The sequence below is a fragment of the Streptomyces sp. NPDC093221 genome (genome assembly GCF_044753885.1).
Classification (GTDB): domain Bacteria; phylum Actinomycetota; class Actinomycetes; order Streptomycetales; family Streptomycetaceae; genus Actinacidiphila.
Map to the genome: position 1 here is coordinate 489,032 of NZ_JBIVOA010000001.1, position 24,884 is coordinate 513,915.

Below are 24,884 nucleotides of genomic sequence, written 5' to 3' on the forward strand. Positions count from 1 at the left end.
ACTACTGGCTCCGCCAGGGGCCATCTTTCCGAAGGCACGCCGCCACAGGCCGTTCACGTTACGGGACTTCGTCTCCGCTGTGGGCAGGCCGGGTGCGGTCTCTGCGGGGTTCGGGGTAGGTGTCATGGCTGGTGCTCCGGAAGGTGGGTGCGGGTGGTCGTATCCCCCGGCTGCGGCGGTGCGGTCGGCTGCGGTCGAGGGCTGCGACGGGCCGGTTCGCGTCAGTGCCGCGCGGAAGTGTGAGCGGTGGGTGGACCGGGGTGGTCGGAACTGTTCCGACCACCCCGGCTCTGTTCCGGTCGCCAGGGCGGTCAGTCATCGTCCTGGTCCGTGCCGAGTTCCGCCCGCAGGACGCCCATCGCCTGCGTCAGCCGCTGGCCGCCGACCTTGAGGCCCTTGTCGCGTATGGCCTGGTGGACGACGGCTCGGGAGGCGCGTCCGTGCTCGGCGATCGCCACCCGGCCGATCTCGACGAGTTCGTCGACCGTGGCGTCCGCCGGGCGGCCACCGCGCGGCGAGGGCTCTTGATCTGCGGATGGCGGCTCTGTGGGCGGTGGTTCCGTCGCCTGTGCGGTTACGGGCGTTGTGGCAGTGGTGGGCTCGGCGACGAGTTGGTGGATCTGCCGCATCAGGACGCCGAAGGCTAGGAGCGCGGCAGTCGGGGGGACGGCGGCGACCACGTAGTCGAGGACGGGGGCTGCGGAAGTGCTTCCCGTTCCGCTGACGCCGGCCACGTTGAGCGCGATGGATCCGACCGACCCGGTCGCCGTCAGGGCGATCGCCCACCAGTCGGGGACCTTGCGCAGGCCCGCGCGGAGCATCAGCAGCTCGCCCGCGACGATGAAGGCGTCCAGGGTCGCGGGCCAGGTCCACTGGCGCGCTGGGTAGTTCCTCAGCCCGTGCTGTCCGGCGACTTCGGCGAGGTGGGCGTACGAGAGCCAGAAGCCGCCGGCGGTGAGGACGATGATGACGGCCCCGGCGGCGACGAGCGCGTACCGCTCGGCAGTGTGCTTGGTCATGCGGGTTTCTCCATGGTGGTGACGTGGGGGCGATCACGGGGCTCCGGCGAGGGGGCGTACACGCGAACCCCCTTCTAAAGGGGGGTCCGCGCGTGTACGCCTGGCGGCGTGTTCGCCGTGTACGGTCGCGTGATCGTCTGACCTGCGGTTTCGTGGCAGGCGTGGACGGTTGTGAACGCTTTTCGCAGGCCGGTCCTAACAGGGCCGCGTGTACGCTCCCGTGTACGGTCGGGGCAGCCCGGCGAGGGAGCGGTCAGCCGACGGCGATGTGCAGGTTGGAGACCTGATAGCGGGCCTGCTGGCCGCCTCCGGTGCCGCCTGCCGCGCCTTCGGTCTTCCTGGCGAGGCCGCTCTTGACGAGGCGTTCCAGGTGCCGCCTGGCCTTCTCCACGGCCGACCGGTCCGGGTTGGCCTGGCCGCTGACGACGACGGCGAGGTCGCGGGTGCTGAGTCCGCCGGGGTGGGCGCGCAGGATGGCGACCGGATCGAAGGTGGGCTCGATCGTGGTGGTGCCGCGCTCGTGGTCGTGGATGACCTGGAGCGGGCCGATCTCGCCGGTCGGGGTCTTGAGGTGGTGGACGGTGACGGCGGGGTCGCCCGCCTCCCCGGCGATGAACAGCACGCTGCCCGCGCCGGAGGTGATCCACGTGGAGCCGTAGACCCGGTCCAGGGTGGGGCGTTGGCCGCGCGGGGCATCGGCGGTGGCCTTGCGCTGGTGGTGGAGCTCCATGATCTCGACGCCGTTGCGCAGGGCGCGCATGCGGGCGTTGTGGAAGGCGACCGCGAGGGCGTCGTCGACCAGTGTGCTGACCGCGTCCTTGAGGCTGTCGATCACGATGGTGTCGGCCTGGTGGGCGGCGGCGAGGTCGGCCAGGAGGTCGGGCTCCTTGTCGAGGGTGGCGGGCAGCGGGCCCTGCCAGACGGCGAGCCGGTCGCGCAGAACCGGCTCGTGCTCGGGCGCGATACGGCGGGCCATGGCGTGGGCGATCTGCTTGGGCCGGTCCATGGCCAGGTACAGCACCCGCTCGCTGGGGGAGACGGGCATGCTCAGGACGGTGTCCTGGAGGCCGAGGCGGGCGAGGATCACCTGATGGGCCAGTGTGGTCTTCCCGACGCCGGGCGGGCCGACGATCATCAGGCTCTCGCCGGAGGACCAGGCGGTCTGCTCGCGGGTCCCCCACAGCGGGTCGGTGTCGGCGCCTGTCTCCGTGACGAACCGCCACCCGTCGACCAGGTACCGGGACAGTCGGCCGCCCCCGGAGGCGAGGGCGCGGTCGCGTTCGGCGCGAAGTCCGGCCTCGGCGGCGCTGCGTATAGCGTCGGGATCGGCACCGGGCTCGGTGGCCCGCTGGACCGTGCGGATGCCGTTCTCCCGCAGGCGGCGCAGGTCGGCCTTGCGGCGGACGATCTCGGCGTAGTGCTCGGCGTTCGCGACCGTCGGCGGAGCGCTGGCCAGTACGTGCAGATACGAGGTACCGCCGACGCGGTTCAGGTCGCCCCGGCCGAGGAGGAGGTCGCCCAGCACGATCGGGTCGGTGGGTGCACCTCGGCGCGAAGGGCGAGGATCGCCCGGTAGATCGTCTCGTGCGCGGGCCGGTAGAAGTCCTCCGGCGCCAGCAGCGCGCGCACCTCGTCCACGGCCTGGTGCCGGAACATGCACGCGCCGAGAACCGCCTGCTCGGCGACCAGATCGTTGGGCGGCTCGTCCACGGCCGGGGCCGCTGTCGGCGGACGCGATGGCGCATCCGGCCCCGGGGCCGTACGCTGGTTCACGGAAACTCCTCACCTGGCAGGCAGCGGGACGGCAATCCCAGCCAGCCGGTCTTGATCGTTCGTGGGTACGGGCGGTTGTTGAGGTTTCTGCTTCAGCCCCTCGGCGTTCGTAGCGCCGGGGGGCTTCTTCGTTCTCTCCTTCGTGTTCGCCCCTGTCCCCAGGAGTCACACGAGCATATCAGAAGCATTGCCGTATGACTAGCTTGCATTTCGCTCCCGAATGGGCTTTACTACTTGAGGCCCCGCCCGTGCCGTCGCCTGACGGCCCGAACCGAAGGAGGAGGACGCGATGACCGAGGAGGGAGCATTTCGAGCCGCAGGACCCGAACGCCCTCTGCCGGAGGACCACGTCGCGCAGCGCGTCAAGATGGAGCGCGAGGTCCGGGGGTGGAGCACCGTCACGCTCGCTGAGCGCATGACCGAGGCCGGCCACCCGATCAACCAGTCCGCCGTCTGGCGCATCGAAAGCGGCAAGCCGCGCCGCCGCGTCAACCTCGACGAGGCCCTCGGCTTCTGCAAGGTCTTCGACATCACCCTCGACGACCTCACCGCCGCGCCCGGCCACATCGCCAACCCCCAGATCCGCAGACTCGTCGGGGAGTACGTCGAGCAGTGGAAGCAGTGGCGCGCCTTGGGCAAGACCATGGACGCCGTCCAGGCCGAGCTCCGCGCGTACACCAAGGCCCACCCCGACCAGGACGACATGGTCAAGGCTCTGCTTACCCACGAGATGGCCGTCGCCTCCCACGGCGAGTTCCGCCACCACCGTGGCGCTCCCCCCAAGCTGCAGAGCTGGCTCCACGCCCCCGACCAGGACACGGCCTCGTAGTCCCACGACCCTGCTTCCGCCGGTGCTACGAACGCCGGCGGATCAGCCATGTCCCACCGCTGCCGTACAGCAGCACAACCGCCCGTACCCACGAACGATCAAGACCGGCGAGGCCGGGGTTGCCGCCCCAACGCCTCGCCAAGAGAGGTTTCCGCCTTGCACTCCAACGACCTCCCGGTCGCCCAGATCGCCCGCCTCCTCGGCGTACCCGAGGACGATCTGCGAACGCTTATCGCGGCCCGCGACGGCTCCCACGGCGACCCCACCCTCGTCGCCCTCACCGTCGCCGAAGCCGCCCGCCGCATCGGCATCAGCCGCACCAAGATGTACGAGTACGTCTCCTCCGGCCAGATCCCATCCGTGAAGATCGGCAGCCTCCGCCGCATACCCGCCGAGGCGCTGGGATCATTCCTCGCCCGGCAGGCCGGCGACGCCTTCGACTTCACCACCGCGGCCTGAGGGGGACGGACATGGCCAACACCCGCCAGCCCAACGGCGCCTCGTCCATCTACCTCGGCAACGACGGCCGGTGGCACGGCCGCGTGACCGTCGGCATCAAGGACGACGGCACCCCCGACCGCCGCCACGTCTCCCGCAAGACCCGCACGGAGGTCACCAAGCTCGTCCGTGAACTGGAGAGGCAGCGCGACGGCGGCACCGTCCGCAAGCCCGGCCAGGCGTGGACGGTCAAGATGTGGCTCACCCACTGGATCGAGAACATCGCCCCGATCAGCGTCACCGAGAACACCATCGCCGGCTACGAGGTCGCCGTACGCGTCCACCTCATACCCGGACTGGGCGCCCACCGGCTCATCAAGCTGGAACCGGAGCACCTGGAGCGCTTCTACAAGAAGATGCAGGACGGCGGCAGCAAGCCCGCCACCGCCCACCAGGCCCACCGGACGCTGCGGGTGGCGCTGGGCGAGGCCGTCCGCCGAGGGCACCTGACGGTGAACGTCGCCAAGATCGCCAAGGCGCCGCGCCTCGAAGAGGAGGAGATCGAGCCGTACTCGGTCGAGGAGGTGCAGCGCATCCTGCTGGCCGCAGGCAATCGGCGGAACACCGCCCGATGGGTCATCGCCCTGGCCCTCGGCCTCCGCCAGGGCGAGGTGCTCGGCCTCCAATGGTCGGACGTCGACCTCGACGGCGGCGTAATCCGCGTCCGAAGGGGCCGGCTACGGCCGAAGTACGCCCACGGCTGCGGCGGGCAGTGCGGCCGGAAGCCCGGATACTGCCGCCAGCGCACGCAGATCCGCCGCGAGACCAAGGACACCAAGTCCCGTGCGGGCAAGCGGTCGATCGGCCTCCCCGACGAGCTGACCAAGCTCCTCCGCCAACACCGTGACGTCCAGGCACGGGAGCGCGCCGCCGCCCGCCAGCTCTGGACGGAGAAGGGCTACGTCTTCACCTCACCGACCGGCGAGCCGCTCATCCCCAACACCGACTACCACCACTGGAAGGAACTCCTCCAGGAAGCCGGCGTCCGCGACGCCCGCCTCCACGACGCCCGCCACACCGCCTCCACGGTCCTCCTGCTCCTTGGCGTCCCCGAGCGGATCGTCATGTCGATCATGGGCTGGTCCTCAGCCTCCATGGCCAAGCGCTACCAGCACGTGACGGACCCGCTGCTCCAGGACACAGCGCAGAAGATGCAGGGGGTGCTCTGGGGCTCAAGCGGAGGCCACATTCAGTAGCAAGCAGCGTCGACTAGCCAGACTCCTGTGGGTCTGCGGACTGGCCCCGCTCGCTTGCGGCTTCCACTGGTGGATCGTCCCCTCGATCGTGCGCCTTACACGCCTGGCCGTCGTGTACGGACGCCCGCTACGAGCAGATGCAGTTCAGCGCATGGGACAAAGGCGGCTCAGCCAGCGGACGCCAGAGCCTGCCAACCGACTCGGGGGGGAGGCTCTGGCGTCCGCAGGTCAGGCCAGCTGAGGCGTTGTCATCCCAGCTGTCGCCGCGGCGCATGTAGTAGTCCATGGCGCGGAGGCGGCGTGCCCAGCCGCTCTGATGGGGTATGGCGACCGCGATGCGGCCGCAAGGCACTCAGCTCGGGAACCTCGATCCTGTGCCGAACCGCCCAGCGCTGGACCAAACCCCATCCGTGCGGCATCTGGCGTCTCCTGCGGCTCGATGCCGTCGCCCGTCGTGTCAGTCCAGGAGAGAGAAATCGAGGCCGACGATGATGTCGTCCAAGGTAATGCTGGGGTGATCGGCGACGTAGGTACAAAGACCCTGCCAGAACTCATGATCGAATACCGGGTGGTCGTGGCCGCTGTCGTAGGCGATGATCCGCTCGCGCACCTCTCCGGGGTCGAGTTCGTTCCTTGGGGTCGGGTTGATGTAGGCGAGGCTCAGTCGTTGCAGCTCGTCCACCAGGTCGCGCACCTTCTGCTTGCTGATACCGCCGCGATTGGCAGCCTCAGCCACACCGAGCTGCGAGTCGTGCTCCACTACCAGGCACAGTAGTTGGCGCGCGGCCAGGGTCACCCTGCCCAACTGGTCGGCGATCTTGTTGATCGCGGGGACGTCATCGAGACGCTCTTCCTCGGTCAGGAAGTCCGTGCCATAGAAGCCCAGCAGCGTCGAACAGTGCGTGACGACGTTGGCATGGGTGTGGTCGACAAACTCCTGCTCATTGCGACCGAAATCGTCCAGTGCCCGCTCATAGCGGCTTTCGTGACGCCGCTTAACCCCTTCGAGGAAAGTGCGACTGTACCGGTGACGGGTCTCGGTGTCGTCGATGAGCTGGTGGTGCTTCGCGCACAGCAGCAGCAGGTTCTCAAAGGCCCGGCGCTCGTTATTAGTCATGGTCTTGTCGGCACGGGGGCCACCCTCCTCGGCGGCTCGGATGTGCGCGATCTCGCCGAACCAGCCGCCATCGGCGGGGACCAGCACTTGCCGACACTTCGCCCAGGCACACTCGTTGCCGCTGAGCATGAACAGCTTGCGCTGTACAGACGGTTTGACGTCCAGTCGCTCGATCGGCGTCGCCGGGTCGTCGTGGTCGACGGCCTTTCGCCGAGTCACCGTGTCCTCCTTAGCCGTGTGGTTAGGCGAAATAGTGTGAACATCCGTTCTGTCGGCTCAAACGAATAGAGGCTACCCGGAGTGATGCACGTCATATTCTCAAGTGAGGCTGCCGGTCCCAGGAGGTGGCATATGACGGGCTTTCCCTGCACCACCGCCTAACTGGCCTCCCCTGCCACGACGTTCCCGTGATTCAGGCCGAAGAACCGGAGATTGGCGGCGTTGCTGCGGCTCCTGCCGGCGCAAGGTGCGGTGCTGGTTCATCGAGCGTGACTGACGTCGCTCTCACCGGTGGCAGGACTCCAAGACCGTCGACGGGAGTAGGCCGTGAACCTAGTCTCCGCGAAGGTGACGTCGTTCTCAGGCCGCCACTTCGCCGGGGTCGTCATCCTCCGGGGAGCCGCCCGAGAAAGACCACCCATGGACCCAAGTTTGGCCAGGAGGAAGGTCATCCCCCGTCTCCTCCTTGTACGTCGTCTTCTTTTCCTCGCTGGCGTTCTGACCCTCGGGGAGCTTCCGCAGGTGGGGATCAACGTCATAGCTACTGGTGGATCGACGTTTGTCCGTGGTTTCAGGGTCGGATACCGGCTCCTGATCCCCCGCCTCCTCGGCGTCCCGCCCCTCGGCGAGACCGGCGACCACGACGGCCAGGACCACACTACCCATGGCGCCACCTACGGCGAGGATCTTCCCCCTGTGCTTCTTGATCAGGTTCCTCGCGTTCTCAGCGAAGGAAGTGGGCTCACTGTCCTCGGGGGTGGGCCTGCCAGGCGTGGAGTCATTCACGTACACACGTTTACTGGACGCATCCCTCACCTGTCAGGTAATCACCTGACATCGTCCGATCAAGTTCAGTACCCAGTTGCTGCCGGAGGTGCCCCCGCTGGCCTGGTGCACCCCCGTGCGGCCGCTCAGGCCTCACCGTGCGTGGGTGAATCACGGTCCTTAACCTGCCGCCTCGGAGCCCGCCCCGCGGGAAGGTGAAGTGGTCGGCCTCGCGCGCCCTGGCGTACCGTCACCGCCGACGGCCCGTGCAGATCGGAAAGCTGAGTCGTTCCGGCGCCTACTAGTGTCCTCTCATATTGCTCACAAGGTGTTCTCTCACCTTGATCTCGCATCATGGCACTCACATTGGACCCGCTGGAGCGTGCGCACAGTCCGGAGCTGGATCGTTTGGATCCTGCCGGTTGATACGGCAGGGTTCGGCGGTATGAGAACGCCACCGAAGAAGAGTGCGGATGAGCAGCCGCCGGAGGTCACCGGCCGGGAGACCCGGACGGCGATGCTGGAGCGCGCTGTCCGCAAGCACGTGCCCGTGCGGAAGGACTTCGTCCAGGCCCCGTCGGGCGGCGTGAGCCGGCACGGGCCGCTGAAGGAGTTCGTCACCAAGGGCGACCTGCGCGGGCTGCGCGGCTTCCTGATCGTCGTCGCCTGCTGCAGCGCGCCGAACGAGAAGAACGGCGTCTACGACACCACTCACGACAGCGCGGTCTGGGCCCGGTTGCTCGATACAAACGTGGCCGCTACGGACCAGGCGGCCCGCACGGCGGCGTGGCGGACACTCCAGCGCCTGCAGGACCGTGGTCTGATCCGGTGCACTCGCACGCGGGGCAGCACCATGATCACCGTCGCTCTGCTGCGCGAGGACGGTTCCGGCCTGGAGTACACCCGCCCCGACGGCAAGATCGCGGCCGACCGGTTCATCAACATTCCCAACGCGTTCTGGACCAAGGGCTACGACGAAGTGATCGACGTCCCGGGCCTGGCCATGTTCCTCACCGTCGCGCGGGAGAAGCAGTGGTCCAGTTTCACCGCCGACAAGGCCCCCGAGTGGTACGGCTGGTCGCCGGACACGCATCTGCGGGGGCTGCAGAAACTGCTCGGCCTCGGCCTCGTCGAACGCCGGGCGACGTACCGCAAGACCCCGCTGTCGCCCACCGGCACGACACTGATCTACCAATACCGTCTCGTCGCGGGGATGCGCCCGCGACGCGCGAAGGCCACCATGCCGGCAGCCGTGAAGAGCGGCACATGATGCTGCCCCTGCCCACCCGCCCGCTGGGCGCACTGCAACGTGTCCTGCTTGTCGCGCTACTCACACCGGTCGTTCTCATCGCCGCCACCGCCTCGATCCCTGCGCTGATCGTGCTGCCGTTCCTCCCCGGAGGCACTGACCGCGCGGTTCTCCTCCTCACCACGTTCACGAGCTACGCCACCGCGTTGCTGACCAATAGCCGCCCCGACCCGTGACCTCGCCCCGCTTCCTGCGGGCCGGTGCGGTCGCTCGGGTGGCGCTGCGTACAGCCCACAAGACCACGACCCTGGTGGTCGGCAGGTCCCAAACACTGCCCTCCCGCACGCAGCAGCGCCGGCTCTCGGCACCGATCTCGCTACGGCAAAAGCACTAGCCCAGCTAAGGGCGTCTGGCACGTTCCAAGGTCGCTGGGTGTAGATCTAGTCGTACATCGCGACGGCGACTATCTGTCCGTACCGTGCCTGGCCGCATCGCATCGAGGCATGGCGACGTTCTACGCCCACGTCAAGCACGGCTGGACCCCAGGCGGATTGGACCGTCGACGATTTCATGCTGATCAGCACACGCGACAACAGCGTCGTCGCCGCTCTGGAGGAGACCGTCACTGAGCACACGGCCGCATGTGCGGGACGCCAACTGAGACCAGAACTGAGACCACGCACGTCGATGGCCCCCGCTGCGAGCAGCGGGGGCCATCGACGTCGTGCCCGGTGAGGCACTGGCGGAGGATACGAGATTCGAACTCGTGAGGGGTTGCCCCCAACACGCTTTCCAACTGTTCGTCCGGGGGTTCAGGTAGGTCCGTCTGCGTTCTGACCTGCGACGGATTAGCTCGGCAGCTGACGCTCGGACCGTGCTGAACGAGGGTGAACGCAACTGGAACTGCAACTGCCGAACGGCGTACTGCTCCCTGGTCAGAGTGGGATCTGGGCGCCGGCAACGGCACTGGGGAATGCCTGAACGATGGAATGGCACAGGACGGTGGCATCGTCGATGGCGCGGCGGGTCGTAATGTCGGAGACGGTGAGGCGCTGGCCGATGCGCGCTGCGGAAGTTGGGACCCTTGGCCGCCCTCGCCGGCCAACCGTCGGCATGGAACCTGCTCATGAGCAGATTGACGGATAACCGAGTCGCCGATCGCGATAAGAACCCCGGTCGTTGCAGAGTCGAGGTTCGTAAACTGTCCCTTGGTATCAGCCCACGAAAAATTCGGAAGGGACCGTCACATCGTTCGTAAGGATGGTCAAAACACCAGCTCCCGTGAACGAACCGGAGAGTTCGTAACGCGTGGACTGCGTGGTACTGAGATACTGGTCCCGTGGCTCGGCGTCGATCTTGCCGTCGAAGTCGCAACCGTAGCCCTCTACGAAAACCCCGTTATCGAGGCCGTTCGTGCACTCTGCCGCCTGGTAGTAGTTCGTCTTTCGATACATTTCGTGACGCCACACGTCACGGCCGTACGTCTTGAGTAGAAGCGTGTCCAGGTGGATCGAGCAAGGGTCTGGGAAGAGGCCGGCACCGTTGGCTCGGGAGCCACTACTGTCGCGGTATACGAACAGCAGCTTACGAATGAGCGCACCCATTCGCGGCAGGCGTAAGGTGTTGACGCCACTGCCGAGATTGATGATGCTCTTGGACCAATACGATGTGGTGCCGATCGCCGGAGGGTTCTGCACGATAGTCGTCTGCAGGGGCTGGCCCCACGCCTCCACGTGTGCGCGAATCCGCACAGTCGGGAGGATGCTCGGGGCGGTGTCGTAGAGTGTTGAGCCGGAAGCCAGGGTTATGCGCAGCTTCCACGGGGAGGCGGAATTCATATTTGGTAGTGCGCCCAGGGCGTCATGGGATGAGAGTTCCACGGGAATGCGCACACAGAATCGAAAGTTTCCGCTGGCAGATGCCACCGCCGAATACATAGGTGACGCCTTCGGGTCTGAATTTTCACCGGTTGCCCCACCCCACTTGTTAATGAGGTAGAGGTCGTAGCCATCCAAAGGTCCGACCACCGGGGTGCCATTGACATCGAGGAGCGCGATCTCCGAGATGACATTCCACGGTGAGTCCTCGGAAGTTGTGACGTCGGTACCCGTACCGCTGGTCGCCTGCACGTCCAGGATGATGTTGCGAAGGTAGCCGTAGGGGGGCACGTCCCATGAGCCCATAGCTACTGAGCTTGTGCACAGCACCTGCGTCACATCGAACATGGGCTGGATGTGTTCGTGACTGGCCCGGGTGAATGAGACCGGCGAGCTGGGCTGTAGCGCCTTCTGGACAGTGCTTCTCGATTCCCTGTTCATGCACTTCCCTTCACGAGCATGCTGTGGTTGCGGGGCTCCTTCAGCCGTTGCGCTGAACGCCCTTGGTTGGTCCTCCATGGCGCTCACGGCTCATAGGCCCAGTCTGACCTGTCTGTCGGTACTGCTCTACGGGAACGGGGGTGGTGCCCCGCGTGCGGTGGGTTGAGCTCGGTGGGGAACGCGAGCGACCAGAGCTTCGGGGCGGCGCGGGGCTGGCGGAGCTGTGGCCGCTCGGCTCGTGGCGGCTTCTTGGTCCAGCCAGTTCATCCAGATGGCCTTGCCCGTTTTGAGGGGCACCTCCGAGCGGCGCCCGAAGTCCTCGGTTGGCTTGTGTCGGCCGGACACCATATGGCTCACAGATGATGGGTCGAAGCTCAACTTGCGGACGAGCCCTCGCTTGGAAAGGTGTGCATCCCGCGCCAGTAGGAGACCTGCGCTGCGAACGACTCGGCGGACTGATCAACGGTCGGGCTGTCGTCACGCTCGTCCATCAAAGCCCCGCTCTGGCTGCTGGATTAGATGAATGAACTGTGAGTGATCGCAAGTCATCATCTTGTCACGGTCTTGGTCGTCGGCTTCCTTCTTTTCCAGCTTGGGTCGATGCCCGGGTGGAGAGAGAGGAGGGCTCAGGCGATGCGCCTGCTGCACTTTCTCGATGTCTCCAGCTCCAGTCGGCTGGCAGCCGCTCACGGCTACACCTTCGCCGAGAACCCGCGCAGTTCATAGGGACTACCGGCCGTCGACCGGGTACCGGGTTCGCCTCAACCGGGCGTTGGCACCCTGGCGCGGGCAGGGTCTGTCGCCAGTGGTCCGAACACCGGGCGATGGGCCTGCCGGTGGTCGGGCCTCGCGGCTCCATGACGCCAGGCGCACGGCCCGCACGGCGCCACTCATATTCAGCGTCCCTGAGCGGGTCGTGATGCAGATCATGGGACTGGTCGTCCACCGCCATGGCTGCCCGCTACCAGCACGTGACCGCCGGCATCCTCCGCGACGTGGCCGAGCGGGTCAGTGGTCTCATCTGGGAGGTGGCCAAGGATGGAGGAGGATCGACCTCCGAGAGCCCCGCGGGCTTGGTTGAGACTGTGGACGCAGAAGACCCGAGCCGACGAAGCGGCTCGGGCCTTCTAGCAGCGGAGGATACGAGATTCGAACTCGTGAGGGGTTGCCCCCAACACGCTTTCCAACTGTTCGTCCGGCGGTTCAGGCAGGTTCGCTGGAGTCCTGAGCTGCGACGTAGCGTGGCCGGTCGGCCTGGTTGAACCCCCGCGAACGGAGTCGAAGGCAACCCGAACTGCAACCCTCCCGTGTCCCGGCCACCCTCTCTCGTCATCGGCCTTGCGGCGGATCCAACGGTGCCGCGCCCGCTCCGCTTGGCTCCGGTTCAGAGGCACATTTGGAGATCCGGTGGACGGCCAGAGGCCGAACAGACAGAGTCGAGGTTGTGGCTGCCGGGGCGGGCGACGGGCGCGGAGCATCCCGCAAACTGAAGGTGGGGCGTGGACAGCAACGAGTACGACGAGTACGAGGCTATCGTCAGAGTTCCGAAGGGTGCCCGTCTCGCGCGGTCGAGGAAGACCGAAGGCGCTCACCGCGGCATTACTGACCCTGGCACCGATCAGATGGGCAACGCCGAGCTTTTCCTGAAGGAGCAGAACGGGCCGAATCCGGTGGCAGCGCACCCACAGGATTGGCCCGACTTTGACCACTACGAGTCGGAAGTGCGAGCGCAGGAGCGCCGAGAGAACGCGGAGTTCGTCGCCGAGGTGCTCGTCCAGGTCAGCCTCAGATTGGCGGAGAAGGCTGCTCCGCATTTGAGGAAGTGGTGGTTTGAACACGCGCTCCCGGCAGTGAAGATGAAGTGGAACGACCGGGCGACCCTGTCTGTAAAGGCGAAGTGGAGCAGCGTCACACGAGGTCGCCAGAGTGACCGTCGGCCCGAGGTCGAAGGGGGCCTGCAGGAGGCCGTCGTTGTTCCAGACGACCAGCGGAGGACCATGAGCAGCGCGGAGGCGCAGAAGCGGTTCAAGGCGGCTGTGGTCACGAGGCTCCTCAGCGATGGGCAGCTTCGGCTGGTGTGCGACGCCCGGGTCGTGGATGAGGAAGAGGACGGTCCGGTGGAGCTGGGGGCGACGAGTGATCTCACGCCTCAGCTCATTGGGGAACGCATCGCGTTGGTGCTTGAGGCGAACTCTTCGCTGTTGGGCCAGGACACCCTGGTCGAACTTGGGAGGCTCGTCGCGGAAGTTCGCGCCAATGTCGATGACCTTGTCCGTCCTGCAGTGGAAGGCGCGAGGCCACACGACGACGGAAACGGACGAGGGCGACCGTGGCTTACGTGAGCGTTGGCCAATCGGCGGGCGATGCCCGCCGATTTCCCGCCCTGGGAACGTGTCATGCGTTCTTCCGCCGTTGGTGCGACGACGCACTGGTCCAGGAGTTCCACGACCGGCTCCGCGCTCAGGTCCGCACCCGTGAGGGCTGCGACAACCGGCGTGGGTTCGTGTTGCTGCCCAAGCGGTGGATCGTGGAGCGCACGAACGTGGCTGATGTGTATCCGACGCGTGGCCCGCGACTAGGAACGCGGCACCACCAGCGCCGAGGCGATGGTCTGCTGGTCGATGATCCTGCTCATGACCCGGGGCCTTGGCCGGCCGCACCCGCGGAGAGCGTGAACCGGCCCGAGCCGGGGCTCGGCCAGCCATCGCCGCGCGAGCAGGCGCTTCGCTTTCGAGCGCAAACCCTCCACTCGCGCCGGCGCCACGTCCATCCCGAATGCCGCGGACATCTCCTGGCAGGTGGAAGGCCCTTAGCGTAGCCGTGACCGGTCCGCGAGCACCTGCACGATCGGCTGGTAGTCCACCGACAGCATCGACCAGGCAAGGCCCTCACGCCACCGGCACCTGCCACCTCGGCTTGACCCCATTCCGGCTGGCGACGGCATTTCCGTGTCCAACGGGTCCGAGGTGGCCTCCGTATCAGCAGTGCCGGTCCGAGAGCCAGGACCGCATCGACCCGCCTGCGGGCGACCGCCCACTCCTGCCATTCCTCCTCGTCCGCGACCAGTTCGGCCTGGATACCGTCGGCCTCCTCCCTAGTCCGTCCACGCGACGGCGAGAAGCCAACTCGTCCTGTTCCAGCAGTCCGACAACTGACGGCATCCATGCCTCCACAGCGAGCGACATCCGACACGCCACTACTCCCACCGAATCACCGACCCTATGCCTGACCAGCTAAAACGCCGCCATCAAGTTCGGAGCTACAACAGCCACCAACGGAACGGCGTTGGATCTAGAAGGCCCGCGAGGTACGGTCTGGCCTCGGCGATGCGGTTCCATCCCCGCCCCGTGTGGGGCGTGCAGCGACTTGGTGAAAGAAGCGCCGGATCGCCTGATCCCATCCCAGCGTGTGCGAGGAACCTGTCGCCTCACCAGTAGGCGTTGATCAAAAACCACGGATTGGGTTCAGCCCAGGCGAGTTGGACCACTACAGTAACCGCAGTACATGCGTTGGCAACAGGATCAGAGGAGGCCGCGTGGCGCTGGCCACTGACCCTAGAGTCCAGGTCCCCGAGGACGGCGTTCAGCTCTCTATGAACCTAGGACACCTGCCCGAACCTAGTGCAGCGCCCCGTCGCAAAATAGGCAGGAATCCGGATCTGCTGAGCCCGCTCCGGTACCCCGGCGGTAAAAGGCAGCTTGTCCCGTTTTTCGTTGACCTATTGAAGTTGAACGGCATGTCTCCTCTGGGGATTTTTGTGGAGCCCTTCGCTGGAGGGGGAGCAGTCTCATTGCACCTTCTTGCGTCCGGGCTTGTCGAGCGCGTAGTTCTCGCCGATCTTGATCCACTCGTTTATTCCTTCTGGCATCAAGCCTGTTTCAACACCGAGAAGCTCGTTGACGACATCGCCGCTGCCGACGTCACCCTCGAAGAGTGGCACAGACTTCGAGCAGATCCAGGAAAGACGGTGCGAGAGAAGGCGTACGCCTGTCTCTTCCTAAATCGCACCAGTTACTCGGGGATCTTGAATGGAACGGCTGGACCCATCGGCGGGCAGAAGCAACAGAGCAAGTACAAGATCGATTGCAGATTTTCGAAGGATGAGATAATTCTCCGGCTTCGGCAAATCGGCGAGTTGGCATCTACGGGACGCATCGCCGCAGTCCGACAGACCGACGTACGTACTACTGTGGGCTGGGTCGAAAAGAACTTCTCTGAAAATGAACGTCTCTATTACTTCGACCCGCCGTTCTGGGAGAAGGGTGGACGGCTCTACCGAAAGTCCTTTGGGCGCCCCCAGCACGAACGGCTGGCCAACCTGCTCACGGGTCTGCAAACTCCATGGGTCCTGTCGTATGACTACCACGAAGAGATCGTCGATCTGTATCGCGCCTCTGCTCAAGCAGGGGACCAGTGTCAGACCGATCTTGTGCCGGCAGGAGCGCCCCGCCTCCACACGACCGACCTACTGTACTGCAATCGACACGAACGACGCGGGGTCACTGAACTGATCATTACGAACCTTCCTGAAGTCCCTCAGGAGCACGTCAGCGGCACCTGAGTGGTCGTTCTGGCATCCTTCGTCCGAAACAACACCCCATGTGTCAGTGGCCTTTGACAGGATGAGAGATGGCACCACCACTACTGGTTGATGCCTACGCGTGCTGTGAAGGAGAGCCATGTCGGCGGTCATGCTCGGCGCTGGGGCCGGAGCCGAAGAATCCGTGCTCATCGAACTCCTCCGGGAGTCGGTCAAGATCGGCGGGATCTTCAACTTCGGCTACAAGGAAGCGAGCGTCCTAACCAACGACGCCTGGCTTCATGGTGCCCACGGTGTTCCCCAGCACTGCCTCCTCCTTGCCTACCCGCGTGGCTTGGACTCGGCGAAGGAGACCGCCGGCATCGCAGCAGCAGACCGGGAGGTCATTCTGCTGCGCGTCGTGTGCGAGACATCCCTGCCGAATCAGTCCGACCTCACGCGTCTGCGGGCAGAGGACACCGACCGGACAATCACGAACCACTACCGTGGGGACGGTCAAGAAACCGCCCCTGCCGACGTCCTCACGCGCAGCCTTATGCAGCAAGCAGCCTTCCGCTGCCGCATCCTGGGGACTTTCGTGGAGGACGAGAAGGGCGACCTCGTCTTCGGCAAAGATGTGGATGCCGTCTACGCATCCGCCGGCTACGTCGTCACAAAGCCCCACGGCTCCAGCCTGCAGCAGGTGGTCGATCACGTTGAGTTGCCCATGGGAGAACGGGAGGACGAGCAACAGGGGGACGACGCCCCGAACGCTGATCTTCCTGATATCGACGCCACGATGGTCATCGGGAAACTGCGCTACGCGTCCGCTCGCCGCCGGGAGTGGATCGCGCGGGCAGAACGAAGGACGACCGAGGTAAACGTCCGCGTCCGCCCCAAGGATTTCGTTGCGCACAAGACGGCCGTCTTCGGGATGACCCGTGCCGGTAAATCCAACACGATGAAGGTCTTGGCCGCGGCCGTCCACCTGTACGCCTACAAAGCTGGGGTCACCGTCGGCCAGCTTATCTTTGACCCCGCCGGAGAGTATGCCTACGCGAACCGCCAGGACGGGACAGCCCTGTCGCAACTGGGCGACAACGTCCGCATCTACCGCCTTGGTGCTACTGACCGTGACAGGAGCCGCAACATCCGCCCTCTGTCGCTGAACTTTTTCGACGAGGGACAGATCGACGGCTGCTGGAGCCTGATCGAGTCCTTTTTGAAGGGCGATAACAGGAAGTACATCCAGAACTTCCTGTCTTGTGACCCCACCCGGTCCGTGAACGATGCCGAGAGCCGCGGTGACGAGAACCGACTTCGGGCCGTGAAGGCCATGTACTATGCCATCCTTCTTCACGCGGGGCTGGACGCACCAAACGGCTGGACGTGCGAACTGCCGACCAATGAGAAGTTGCGCACCCTCCTCGAACTGACCGGCTCAGACGTGATACGAGTAAATGCGGCACAACTCAAGAGGGCCAGCCTGACAATCGCCAAGGCGGCTGCCGCAGCGCGCACCAAGGCCGCAGTCGAGCCCGTCAAGATGTGGGTCTCCGACAGCTCTATCGATGGCCACGGGGACCCGAGTATCGATGGCATGGTAGGCATGCTTGCTACAAATGGCCGAGCCAACGGTTACAAGGAGCTCCGAGGCATCCGGCCCTACCACGGTGCCGACTCCCGCGCAGACTTTGCGCACGCCATCTACGGAGACCTCGCTCGCGGACGTCTCGTCATCGTCGATCTGTCCCGCGGCTCCGAGCAGGTCCTGCAGACATGTGCAGAGCGCGTGATCAACGAGATGCTCGCGCGCGCCTCTCACCGGTTCCGAGAAGGGCAGCCTCCCCGTCCGATGCAGGTCTTCCTAGAAGAGGCCCATCGTCTGCTCGACCGTGACAAGTTTAACAAGGCTGCCAGCAACAACGATCCCTACGTACGGTTGGCAAAGGAAGCAGCCAAGTACAAGATCGGGATGATCTACGCAACGCAGGAGGTTTCCAGCGTCGACGAGATGATCCTCTCCAACACGGCCAACTGGGTCTGCGCTTATATGAACAACGCCAGCGAGATGAAGAAGCTCGCGAACTATTACGACTTCGGCGACTTCGCGGACCAAATCCTCACTGCCGATGATCGGGGTTTCGTGCGGTTGCGCACCGACTCGTCGCCGTACACCCTCCCGATTCAGGTAACCAAGTTCGACTTGGCGATGGTGAACGGCGTCCGTAATGAGTGCGGCCTTCCCGACACTGAGGCAAGCCGCGACTTCGCCCCTGAGGTCGGAACCGAGGTGGACACATACGAAGACTGCCCGGATCCAGATGACGTGTTTGCTCCCCAGTCTCAGGCACGTACGACACGGCGCACCGTTCCGGCGCGACCGTCTTCCGCCACTTCGCTCTTCGAACCGATGGGAGACTGAGATGCCCTACAGCACACGTTTGCCAGGCGGTGCGATCCGCTATGAGACTGCGTCGAGCATGGGCCACGGTCCCACCGTCGAGAACGAGCGCATCAAAGAGAGGCTGGCGCACTACAGTCAGCCGGACGCCAACCTCGACTTCGACCGCATCAGTAACCTGGTGGGCACCGCCGAAGGACTCGATCAGCCTGCGGCGCCGGAGATCCGGTACGTCGTCGCCGTCGACGGCTCAGGTCACGAGTACGCAGAGGCGTACGACCAGTACCCGTCAACGCGAGTCTTGTACCTGCAGATCGCTGGCGTCTTCATCGATCTGCAGCACATGCTGAAGCACTCAGGGCCTTTCGTCAGCCCTAGTCGTATCGCCGAATCCATGGAGGCTTCGGTGGTCTCAGGTTTCCTTCCGGGGTCTTACCTGGAACACGACGAATTCAAGGACCCTACACAAGCCTTTCGCGCCGAGCTGTACGACCTGTTCTCCACTACGCAGGTGCAGAACCGCAGCCTCCTTGACGTTCTGGGAGATGTGCAGCGCTTCGGGCTACCAAGGGATGCAGAAGCGGCAAAGCAGGGGGAGATGACCCTGCCCAAGTGTCCCAACACCCAGTGCTCGTTGAATGATCCTAAAGAGGCGCGGCTAGCCGGACTGGCCGTCCCCCTGAAGTCTCCGGGGCAATGCCCTTCCTGCAGTCAAATCCTGTGGTCCACCGACACCTTCCGCGTCTACGAGGAGTTTCATCCAGACACTACGAACGGCGAGGTCCTGGGCCGAGCACGCGACATCATCGAGCACCTCGTCTTGATTGGAGTCGCCCTCAGCTTTGAGCAGCTCTGGCCTAAATTGCTGCCTCAGACAGCCTTCCTGTACGACGGCGACCTAGCTGTCTTCGGTAACAGTGCTCGGATGTTCCGCGGCATCCTGGGATGCTGGCAAGCTCTGTGGGCACGGTGCCGAGATCGCGGTCAAAAGCCCCCTGTCGTACTCGGAATCGCCAAGAGCGGATACCCCGTCGAGCATTTCAAAGGAATCCAGCGGGCTTCCGCTGTCGCTGAGTGTCCCCTTCCCGTTCCGCCGCGCTCATTCATGCGATTGGACGACAGTTACATGGAAGACGTCCTTCGGGTTCAGAGCCTCACAGAGACCTACTATGGTAGGAAGTTCTTTTACCATGCCGCAGATGGTCAATTACTGGTCATCACAGTTCCCCCGTCGGCGGGCCTGGCCTACGCCACAGACAAGTCCACCGGATTCGACGACCCGGCCCGATTTCCCACGCTGAAGAGAACACTCGAAGTGTTGGACCAGATGGGAAGTCGCCTCTATGACGATGCAGTTATCCCGGTATCTCTGGCGCACAACTGGGCCGCATACCCCCTGTCCAATGCCGACCGTGTCCTGCGCGTCCTCACGGAACAAACAATAACGAAGCGAGGTTCTTGATCCGTAGCCGACATGAGATCTGAAATTTCTGGGACGCGTCAGAATTTCTGCTTACCGGTAGTTCGCCAATCCGCCCCACCGTCTGTTTTGGCGAACTACGGGTAGTCTTCAAGGATTTCCCCCCGCACTGATTGTGCCCAAACGGCTTGCTGGCGTGTGGTGAAGCCCATGCGGTTCCACTGGAAGATGACATGGCGGGCCAGGATGTTGCGCGTTTCGAGGCTGAGTCGCCCTCCGCGTCTCGCTTGGCCGAACTTGTCACTCTGCCTTATCGCGCCAGGATGGCGGCTCGGGCTGCCCACGCGAGCGTGCTCTGCGCCCCTAGGGAGAGGCCGAGACGGTTCCAATGGAAGATCACGTGGTAGCTGAGGACTTGGCGCAATCCGCGGTCTAGCGTGCCGAGTTGCACTGCTTCTGCAAGTGAGCAGCCTGCTTGGTGGAAGGCTGCCACCCACTCGGTGATGGGCGCCAAGGGGGCGCTCGGGTTCAGTAGGGAGTTGGTGTCGGCTAGGAGTAGGGATCGGATCTCGGTTGCTCGCGCGTTCAGGGTTTCGCGGGGGATGTCCGTGATGTTGGAGCGGTGGTCGGTGGTGATGACGTGGTGCCAGACGTCGCCCTGTTCGTACCATTCGAGGCCGGCGGCGCGCATGAGGGTTGTGCACAGGAGGATGGATAGCTCGCGGGGGCCGAGAGGCAGGCCCTGGCGGAAGGGCAGTTGCTGGATTTCGCGGCTGTCGGCGATGAAGAGGGTGTGTGCGGCGGTCATGCTGGCAGGACCGCCGAAGGCGGCTGTTTCGGGTTCGTAGATGCCCGGCCACCAGCGGTGGAGGTGGCCTTCGGCGACGAGGCGGTTGAGGCCGTCGTCTATGGGGGTCGTGGTCTTGAGGCGTAGGCGCCAGCAAGGGTGTTTGCGGGTGTACCACCAGCCGTCGAGCGTGCCGTTGGTCTCCGCGGCGTGCAGCAGCGGGAGGACGTGGGTGGTGAAGGTGCGGTCGGCGTTCTGCCAGTCGGCGAAGTGGAGGTAGACGTGCCACCACTCGCGTTGTACGGCGTACTGGGCGAGGGCTTCGCGGCCCGCTTGTTGGAAGACCTGGAGGGCGTCGGAGAGGTTCGCCGGGTCCATGCGGGCCTCGGCGGCGGCTTCGGTGAGCGGACGCCCGGCGAGCACGGCCAACACGGCGCGTTCAGCGGGGCCGGGCTGGGTCAGTTGATCAGGAGGCATGCGTCCCATCCGGTGCTCGGGGGTTCCTGGGTGGCGAGGGTGGAAAGTGCAAGCGCTGTGCCTGCGGCGCCGTTCAGCAGACCGGGTGCCGCTGTGGGGCCGAGCCGCGTGTGGTCGAGGAGTGCGCGGCCGAGCGTGGGGGGCAGCTCGGTCAGGCGCGGGTCGAGGGCGTCGGCGGCGGCGCGGCTGGCGGTTTGGTAGATGCCGGCCCAGCCGTGGCAGAGGCCGGCGTCGGTGACGTTGGCGAGCTGGGCGGAATCGCTCAGGGCCCGGTGGAGGGCGTCTTCGTAGAAGGTCTGGAGGCTGGTGTCGCGCAGCGCGATTCCGGCGAGTTGTCCGGCCCGCGCGATGCCGGTGGTTCCGTAGCACCAGCTCGGTCGGGCGTCGCGAGGTCGGTGCGGGTGGCGGCGTTCGAGGTTGCGGCGGGAGAGGTGTTCTGGCCACCACGGGCCGGTGGCGGTGTCCTGGCGCCAGGTGTCGAAGTGGTCGCAGATGGTCCGGATGGCGTCGCGGTGGCCGGGGACTTCGGCCCCACGCCGTAGTGCCTGGGCGAGCAGGAGGAGCGGGCCGGTGATGCCGTGAGCGGCGCCCAAGTTGCCGTGTCCGCCGGGGAAGCGTGGGGAGTGGCCGCGGTGGGGGTCGTGGCGGACCCACCAGCCGGGCAGGCCGCGATCTCTCGGAGCGAGCGGGCGGGTCAGCGCGACGAGGTAGCGCAGGACGCGTTCGAGGGCTCCGCTTTCGGGATTGGTGCGCAGCAGGTAGGCGCCGATGCCGGTCAGGCCGTAGAAGGTGTCGTACTCGGCGAAGGCCGCCAGGTCACCGCGGCGGATACGGGCGAAGGCGGCGTCGGTACGGCGGTGGGCGAGTGCGAGGACGTGCTGGTGCACGGCGCGCCGGGCTTGGGCGTAGAGGTGATCGTACTCGGCGGGCGGCGTGCTGAGCAGGAAGCCGATGGCCGGTGCGCCGAGGTAGAGGCCGGTGGTGTCGGCGGCACTGACCTGGCCGGACACCGCGGCGGTGATCCAGCGGTGGGCTGCTGACCAGGGCTGGGCGTGTCCGCTGGCCATCTCGATGTGGAGCAGGGCAGTTCCGGCGGCCCCGTCGGCGAGGGACTGTACGGCCCGGGGCTCGTCCGGGTGCGGTGGCGCGGGCTCGGCCAAGTCGCGGGCGACCTGAAGCGCCATCTCGGAGGCGCTAGTTGTCGTCGCCGTCATCGGACTGCCTTCTGCTGGCGCAGGGCGGCGGTACGAGCAAGGCGGAGTGTGAGGGCTTCGGCCGTGGGGTCCACGCCCAGCGCCCGGACGTGGTGCTGGTGAAGCAGCGAGCGGGCGGCCCGGAGCGGGTCGGCGTCGGCCAGGCAGAGTTGGTACGCGTCCAGGGCGACGGCGCGGGCCTGCCACGCTCGGGTGACCGCGTTGCCTCCGGGTAGCATGCCCAGCGCATCCCGGCCGCCTGGCGAGGTGAGGTCAACTACTTGGTCGCGCAGGCGACGGTCCAGGCGACCTGTGGCCTGCGGTAGTCGGTCGACAATCCAGCCCGTGCCCTGGGCCTCGGAGAGCGCGAGGTGCTGCACGAGGTCGAGTGCGCTGGCGGCGGCGAGGGCCTGCGGGGTGACCGTGTCGGTATGGCTGGCGAAGTGGATCTGCGCGAGGGCGGCGGCGGAGTCTGCGGCGAACACGCGGTGTGCGGCGCCAATCGCGTCGCCGTGCCCGAACCGGCCGGTCTGCGGCCGGTAGTCCGCCAGGGTGAGACCGGCGACGAGGCCGCTTCGTTGGAGGGCGTCCGCCCAGTCGTGCACGGCTTCGGCCGCCGTGGCGTAGGTGCCGGAGGCGAGGTGGAGGACGACGTCGAGGTACTGGTCGGCGTCCGGGCGGGACATCTCGCGGTGCCGGGTGAACCACCACAGCGGCTCGCCGACCGCAGTGAGCAGGGCGGGAAGGTGCTCGGTCAGGATCTCGTCGTAGCGGCCGGGATGAGCGTGCAACCGGACGTACAACACGCTGCCCGCACCGGGAAGGGACGTACGGGGCGGCCCGGAGAAGACGGCCGGTGACAAGCCGCCTTCCTCGACGTACGGAGTCGGCTCGGTGTTCCGGAAGGAGACCCAGACCTCGTGGGCGCGGCCGATCCAGCCGTACGCGCTTGCTCCGCGCGCCTCGCGCAACTCCAACCGCCCGTTCTGATCGAGCTGGGATCGCAGCAGGCGGCGGTGCACCGGGTGGGTCAGGTCCAGCGGAAGGCGCTGGTCGTGCTCGATCATGCTGACGGCGTCCGGGACGTGGAGCCGTCCCCGCCATGCGTCGAACGCCCGGTCCCAGGCGTGCTGTTCTGCGGTACGGGCGGGGAGTTCTTCGGCCGTGAGCAGCCACCGGGCGGGGACGAGGATCGTACGGCGGTACCGCACGCGGGGCAGATACGGCAGGCGGGCGGCGGCGCCGAAGTCGAACGGCTTGTAGGCGGCGTATCGAGCACCGGCGACTTCGGCGAGGAACCGGGCCAACGCCGGGGTCTGGGTGCCTGCTTCGAGTGCGTGCAGGACGCGCACGTCCAGACGGCGGCCGGTGGAGCGTTGGACGAGGTGGAAGTGGCGGGCGTCGGCGGTGACGGCGATGTCGTCGAGGCCGATCGTCTCGCTGTCGGTGGACGGGTTCTCGCCCACGGCGATGATGTGGGACAGGAGCCGGGGCGTACGGGTCACGTTCTCGTTGCGCCGTTTGCGGGGCGGGAAGCTGAGTTGCGCGGTGAGCGCGTCGGGGTCGGTGCAGTAGCCGGTGGCTAGGGCCCTCTGGTCGTCGGGGTCCATGAGGTGGGCGAACCGTCCGGCCATGCTGCTACCCGGCCGTGGGGTGGCGGTGAGCGCGATCTCGAAGGAGCCGCGTGCGAGGTCCGTGGCGGAGGGCGTGTGGATCTCGAAGGCGGTCTCGACGCGGGGGACGAAGTGGGGCTCGGTGCCAGCGGCGTCCGCAAGGGCGTCAATTGCCCTGTCGGTGAGGACAAGTTCGCTGCGGCCCTCCATCAACACGGGTTGCAGGAGCGCGAGAAGCACGTCGTCCCGGTCGGTGAGGAGCTTGGGCGGTCGGCCGCGTTCCGAGCCGAGGTATCCGGCCGGAAGCCCGAGCCCGCTGTCGGACACTAGGTCCGTGACGGGCACCAGGGCGCCGACGCCGTAGCGGGCGCGGAAACGGCGGTGGTAGTCGCGCCAGTGCTGGTAGCCGTACGGCTGGGAGGTCGTGCGGTAGAGCGCGGTGACGGCGGCCTGCACCTCTTCCAAGACCCCGGCGGGTATCTGCACGTCGCAGTCGAGGGCGGTGTCGATGACCAGCGGTGTCGGGGTCGCCTGGGACAGCGCGCGCATTCTCGGGGTGAAGCGGACCGGCGCCGAAGCGGCGACCTCGTCGCGTATCTCGTACAACGCCGTCACCAGGTCGTGGAGTTCGGGGATGGTGTCCGCGGACACCCGCTCCAACTCGGTGCACAGGTGGCCGAAGGCGTCCGTGGTGGTCATCGGCGCCCACAGGTTGGTGAGGAGGAGCTGCTGCTCGATCAGGTCGCGTAGGAGCCGGTCGATCTGGTCGGTGTCGGCCTGGGGGAAGAGTGTGCGCAGGTGTCCGCGCAGGTCTTCGTAGGCGATCGGGTGCCGCGCGGCCTCGACCGTGGCGGCTACCGGGCGGGTGCGGCGTACGGATATCTCGATCGGGGCCATGAGGTGGGCGTGTGCGTCGGCTGGCGGCCCTACGGCGACGAGACGGTCGCCGCGCTGGCGGGCGGTGTTGTTGGCGACGAGCGTGAGCCTCTTCAACAGGTCCGGGTTGGCCTGGAGGCGCAGGATGACGTCAGTGACCCATTCGGCGTCCGCGCGCAACAGCACCCTGTGCTTCTCTCCCCACAGGGCGTGGGCCGATTCGCCGACGGACACGGTGGCGGTGCCGGCGAACAGGCCGTGAGGGGTGGGGCGGTTCTGCCATCGCAGCAGGTAGCCGATCGTGGACAGTGCCGTACGACGGACCTGCCGGGACCCGGTCTCCCGCCCGCCGACGACGGCCTCAACCGCTTCCGACAGCACGGGCGTTGCCGCGTTGAGGGCGTCCCGGAACGCCTGCTGCTGCCAGACCCGGCGCAGCCAGTCGCGGGTGGCCGCCACGTCGTCCAGGCCGAGCGTCAAGGGCAAGTCTGCGGGGCCGGGGCTGGTGGTGGCCCGGAGCATCGCGGGGCCCTGCCAGCGGTAACTGACGCCCGGTTGACGGGCCATGGCGTTTCCCTTCCGGTACGGGCGCGGGCGGCCGGTGAGCCGGGC

Annotated in this window: 16 protein-coding genes and 2 pseudogenes; 9 read left to right on the plus strand and 9 right to left on the minus strand. The window is 66.2% G+C overall.

The window, feature by feature from the left end:
• Window positions 1-311: 311 nt before the first annotated feature.
• Both ACIQCJ_RS02170 and ACIQCJ_RS02175 read right to left on the minus strand, forming a co-directional pair.
• Window positions 312-1,019, minus strand: coding sequence for a DUF2637 domain-containing protein (locus ACIQCJ_RS02170; protein ID WP_402710427.1), 708 nt, complete (start codon window positions 1,017-1,019; stop codon window positions 312-314).
• Between the two features lie 253 nt (window positions 1,020-1,272).
• Window positions 1,273-2,792: pseudogene (locus ACIQCJ_RS02175) on the minus strand (DnaB-like helicase N-terminal domain-containing protein).
• Window positions 2,793-3,081: 289 nt separating this feature from the next.
• Between ACIQCJ_RS02175 and ACIQCJ_RS02180 the strand changes: the two are divergent.
• The 3 genes from ACIQCJ_RS02180 (at window position 3,082) to ACIQCJ_RS02190 (ending at window position 5,315) form a co-directional block, all read left to right on the plus strand.
• Entirely contained in the window at window positions 3,082-3,621 is a 540-nt protein-coding gene (locus ACIQCJ_RS02180) for a helix-turn-helix transcriptional regulator (protein WP_402710428.1), read from the plus strand.
• A 156-nt stretch (window positions 3,622-3,777) separates the two neighbouring features.
• The gene (locus tag ACIQCJ_RS02185; RefSeq protein ID WP_402710429.1) at window positions 3,778-4,080 is read left to right on the plus strand and encodes a helix-turn-helix domain-containing protein; all 303 of its coding nucleotides are present in this window, start codon (window positions 3,778-3,780) and stop codon (window positions 4,078-4,080) included.
• A gap of 11 nt (window positions 4,081-4,091) precedes the next feature.
• Window positions 4,092-5,315: a tyrosine-type recombinase/integrase gene (locus tag ACIQCJ_RS02190; protein ID WP_402710430.1), complete on the plus strand. Its 1,224-nt coding sequence runs from the start codon at window positions 4,092-4,094 to the stop codon at window positions 5,313-5,315.
• Window positions 5,316-5,772: 457 nt separating this feature from the next.
• Here ACIQCJ_RS02190 and ACIQCJ_RS02195 read toward each other — a convergent pair whose 3' ends face one another.
• Both ACIQCJ_RS02195 and ACIQCJ_RS02200 read right to left on the minus strand, forming a co-directional pair.
• Complete coding sequence (locus ACIQCJ_RS02195) at window positions 5,773-6,651, minus strand: hypothetical protein (RefSeq protein WP_402710431.1); 879 nt, start codon at window positions 6,649-6,651, stop codon at window positions 5,773-5,775.
• Between the two features lie 360 nt (window positions 6,652-7,011).
• Complete coding sequence (locus ACIQCJ_RS02200; RefSeq protein ID WP_402710432.1) at window positions 7,012-7,437, minus strand: hypothetical protein; 426 nt, start codon at window positions 7,435-7,437, stop codon at window positions 7,012-7,014.
• 361 nt (window positions 7,438-7,798) lie between these two features.
• Between ACIQCJ_RS02200 and ACIQCJ_RS02205 the strand changes: the two genes are divergently transcribed.
• Window positions 7,799-8,686, plus strand: a complete 888-nt coding sequence (locus ACIQCJ_RS02205) for a hypothetical protein (RefSeq protein WP_402710433.1) — start codon at window positions 7,799-7,801, stop codon at window positions 8,684-8,686.
• Window positions 8,683-8,901 carry a dTMP kinase gene (locus ACIQCJ_RS02210; protein ID WP_402710434.1) on the plus strand — a complete coding sequence of 73 codons (219 nt, stop codon included), beginning with the start codon at window positions 8,683-8,685 and terminating at the stop codon, window positions 8,899-8,901. Before ACIQCJ_RS02205 ends, ACIQCJ_RS02210 begins: the two co-directional genes overlap by 4 nt.
• Before the next feature lie 978 nt (window positions 8,902-9,879).
• On the opposite strand, the gene ACIQCJ_RS02215 is transcribed toward ACIQCJ_RS02210, so the two are convergent.
• Complete coding sequence (locus tag ACIQCJ_RS02215) at window positions 9,880-10,890, minus strand: hypothetical protein (protein ID WP_366414672.1); 1,011 nt, start codon at window positions 10,888-10,890, stop codon at window positions 9,880-9,882.
• A 1,592-nt stretch (window positions 10,891-12,482) separates the two neighbouring features.
• Here ACIQCJ_RS02215 and ACIQCJ_RS02220 point away from each other — a divergent pair.
• The gene (locus ACIQCJ_RS02220; RefSeq protein ID WP_402710435.1) at window positions 12,483-13,325 is read left to right on the plus strand and encodes a hypothetical protein; all 843 of its coding nucleotides are present in this window, start codon (window positions 12,483-12,485) and stop codon (window positions 13,323-13,325) included.
• A 289-nt stretch (window positions 13,326-13,614) separates the two neighbouring features.
• On the opposite strand, the pseudogene ACIQCJ_RS02225 reads toward ACIQCJ_RS02220, so the two are convergent.
• Window positions 13,615-14,144: pseudogene (locus ACIQCJ_RS02225) on the minus strand (hypothetical protein).
• 374 nt (window positions 14,145-14,518) lie between these two features.
• On the opposite strand from ACIQCJ_RS02225, the gene ACIQCJ_RS02230 reads away from it, so the two are divergent.
• From ACIQCJ_RS02230 to ACIQCJ_RS02240, 3 genes are all read left to right on the plus strand, one after another.
• Window positions 14,519-15,544, plus strand: a complete 1,026-nt coding sequence (locus tag ACIQCJ_RS02230; RefSeq protein WP_402710436.1) for a DNA adenine methylase — start codon at window positions 14,519-14,521, stop codon at window positions 15,542-15,544.
• A gap of 118 nt (window positions 15,545-15,662) precedes the next feature.
• Window positions 15,663-17,927 carry an ATP-binding protein gene (locus ACIQCJ_RS02235; RefSeq protein ID WP_402710437.1) on the plus strand — a complete coding sequence of 755 codons (2,265 nt, stop codon included), beginning with the start codon at window positions 15,663-15,665 and terminating at the stop codon, window positions 17,925-17,927.
• Between the two features lies 1 nt (window position 17,928).
• Entirely contained in the window at window positions 17,929-19,368 is a 1,440-nt protein-coding gene (locus ACIQCJ_RS02240) for a hypothetical protein (protein WP_402710438.1), read from the plus strand.
• Between the two features lie 268 nt (window positions 19,369-19,636).
• On the opposite strand, the gene ACIQCJ_RS02245 is transcribed toward ACIQCJ_RS02240, so the two are convergent.
• Genes ACIQCJ_RS02245 through ACIQCJ_RS02255 form a run of 3 tightly spaced genes read right to left on the minus strand, consistent with a single transcriptional unit; the run spans window position 19,637 to window position 24,839 of the window.
• Entirely contained in the window at window positions 19,637-20,590 is a 954-nt protein-coding gene (locus ACIQCJ_RS02245) for a thiopeptide-type bacteriocin biosynthesis protein (RefSeq protein ID WP_402710439.1), read from the minus strand.
• The gene (locus ACIQCJ_RS02250; protein ID WP_402710440.1) at window positions 20,572-21,804 is read right to left on the minus strand and encodes a lanthionine synthetase C family protein; all 1,233 of its coding nucleotides are present in this window, start codon (window positions 21,802-21,804) and stop codon (window positions 20,572-20,574) included. The genes ACIQCJ_RS02245 and ACIQCJ_RS02250 overlap by 19 nt, the downstream gene beginning before the upstream one ends.
• On the minus strand, window positions 21,801-24,839 hold the full coding sequence (locus ACIQCJ_RS02255; protein WP_402710441.1) for a lantibiotic dehydratase: 3,039 nt from the start codon (window positions 24,837-24,839) through the stop codon (window positions 21,801-21,803). Before ACIQCJ_RS02255 ends, ACIQCJ_RS02250 begins: the two co-directional genes overlap by 4 nt.
• Window positions 24,840-24,884: the final 45 nt, after the last annotated feature.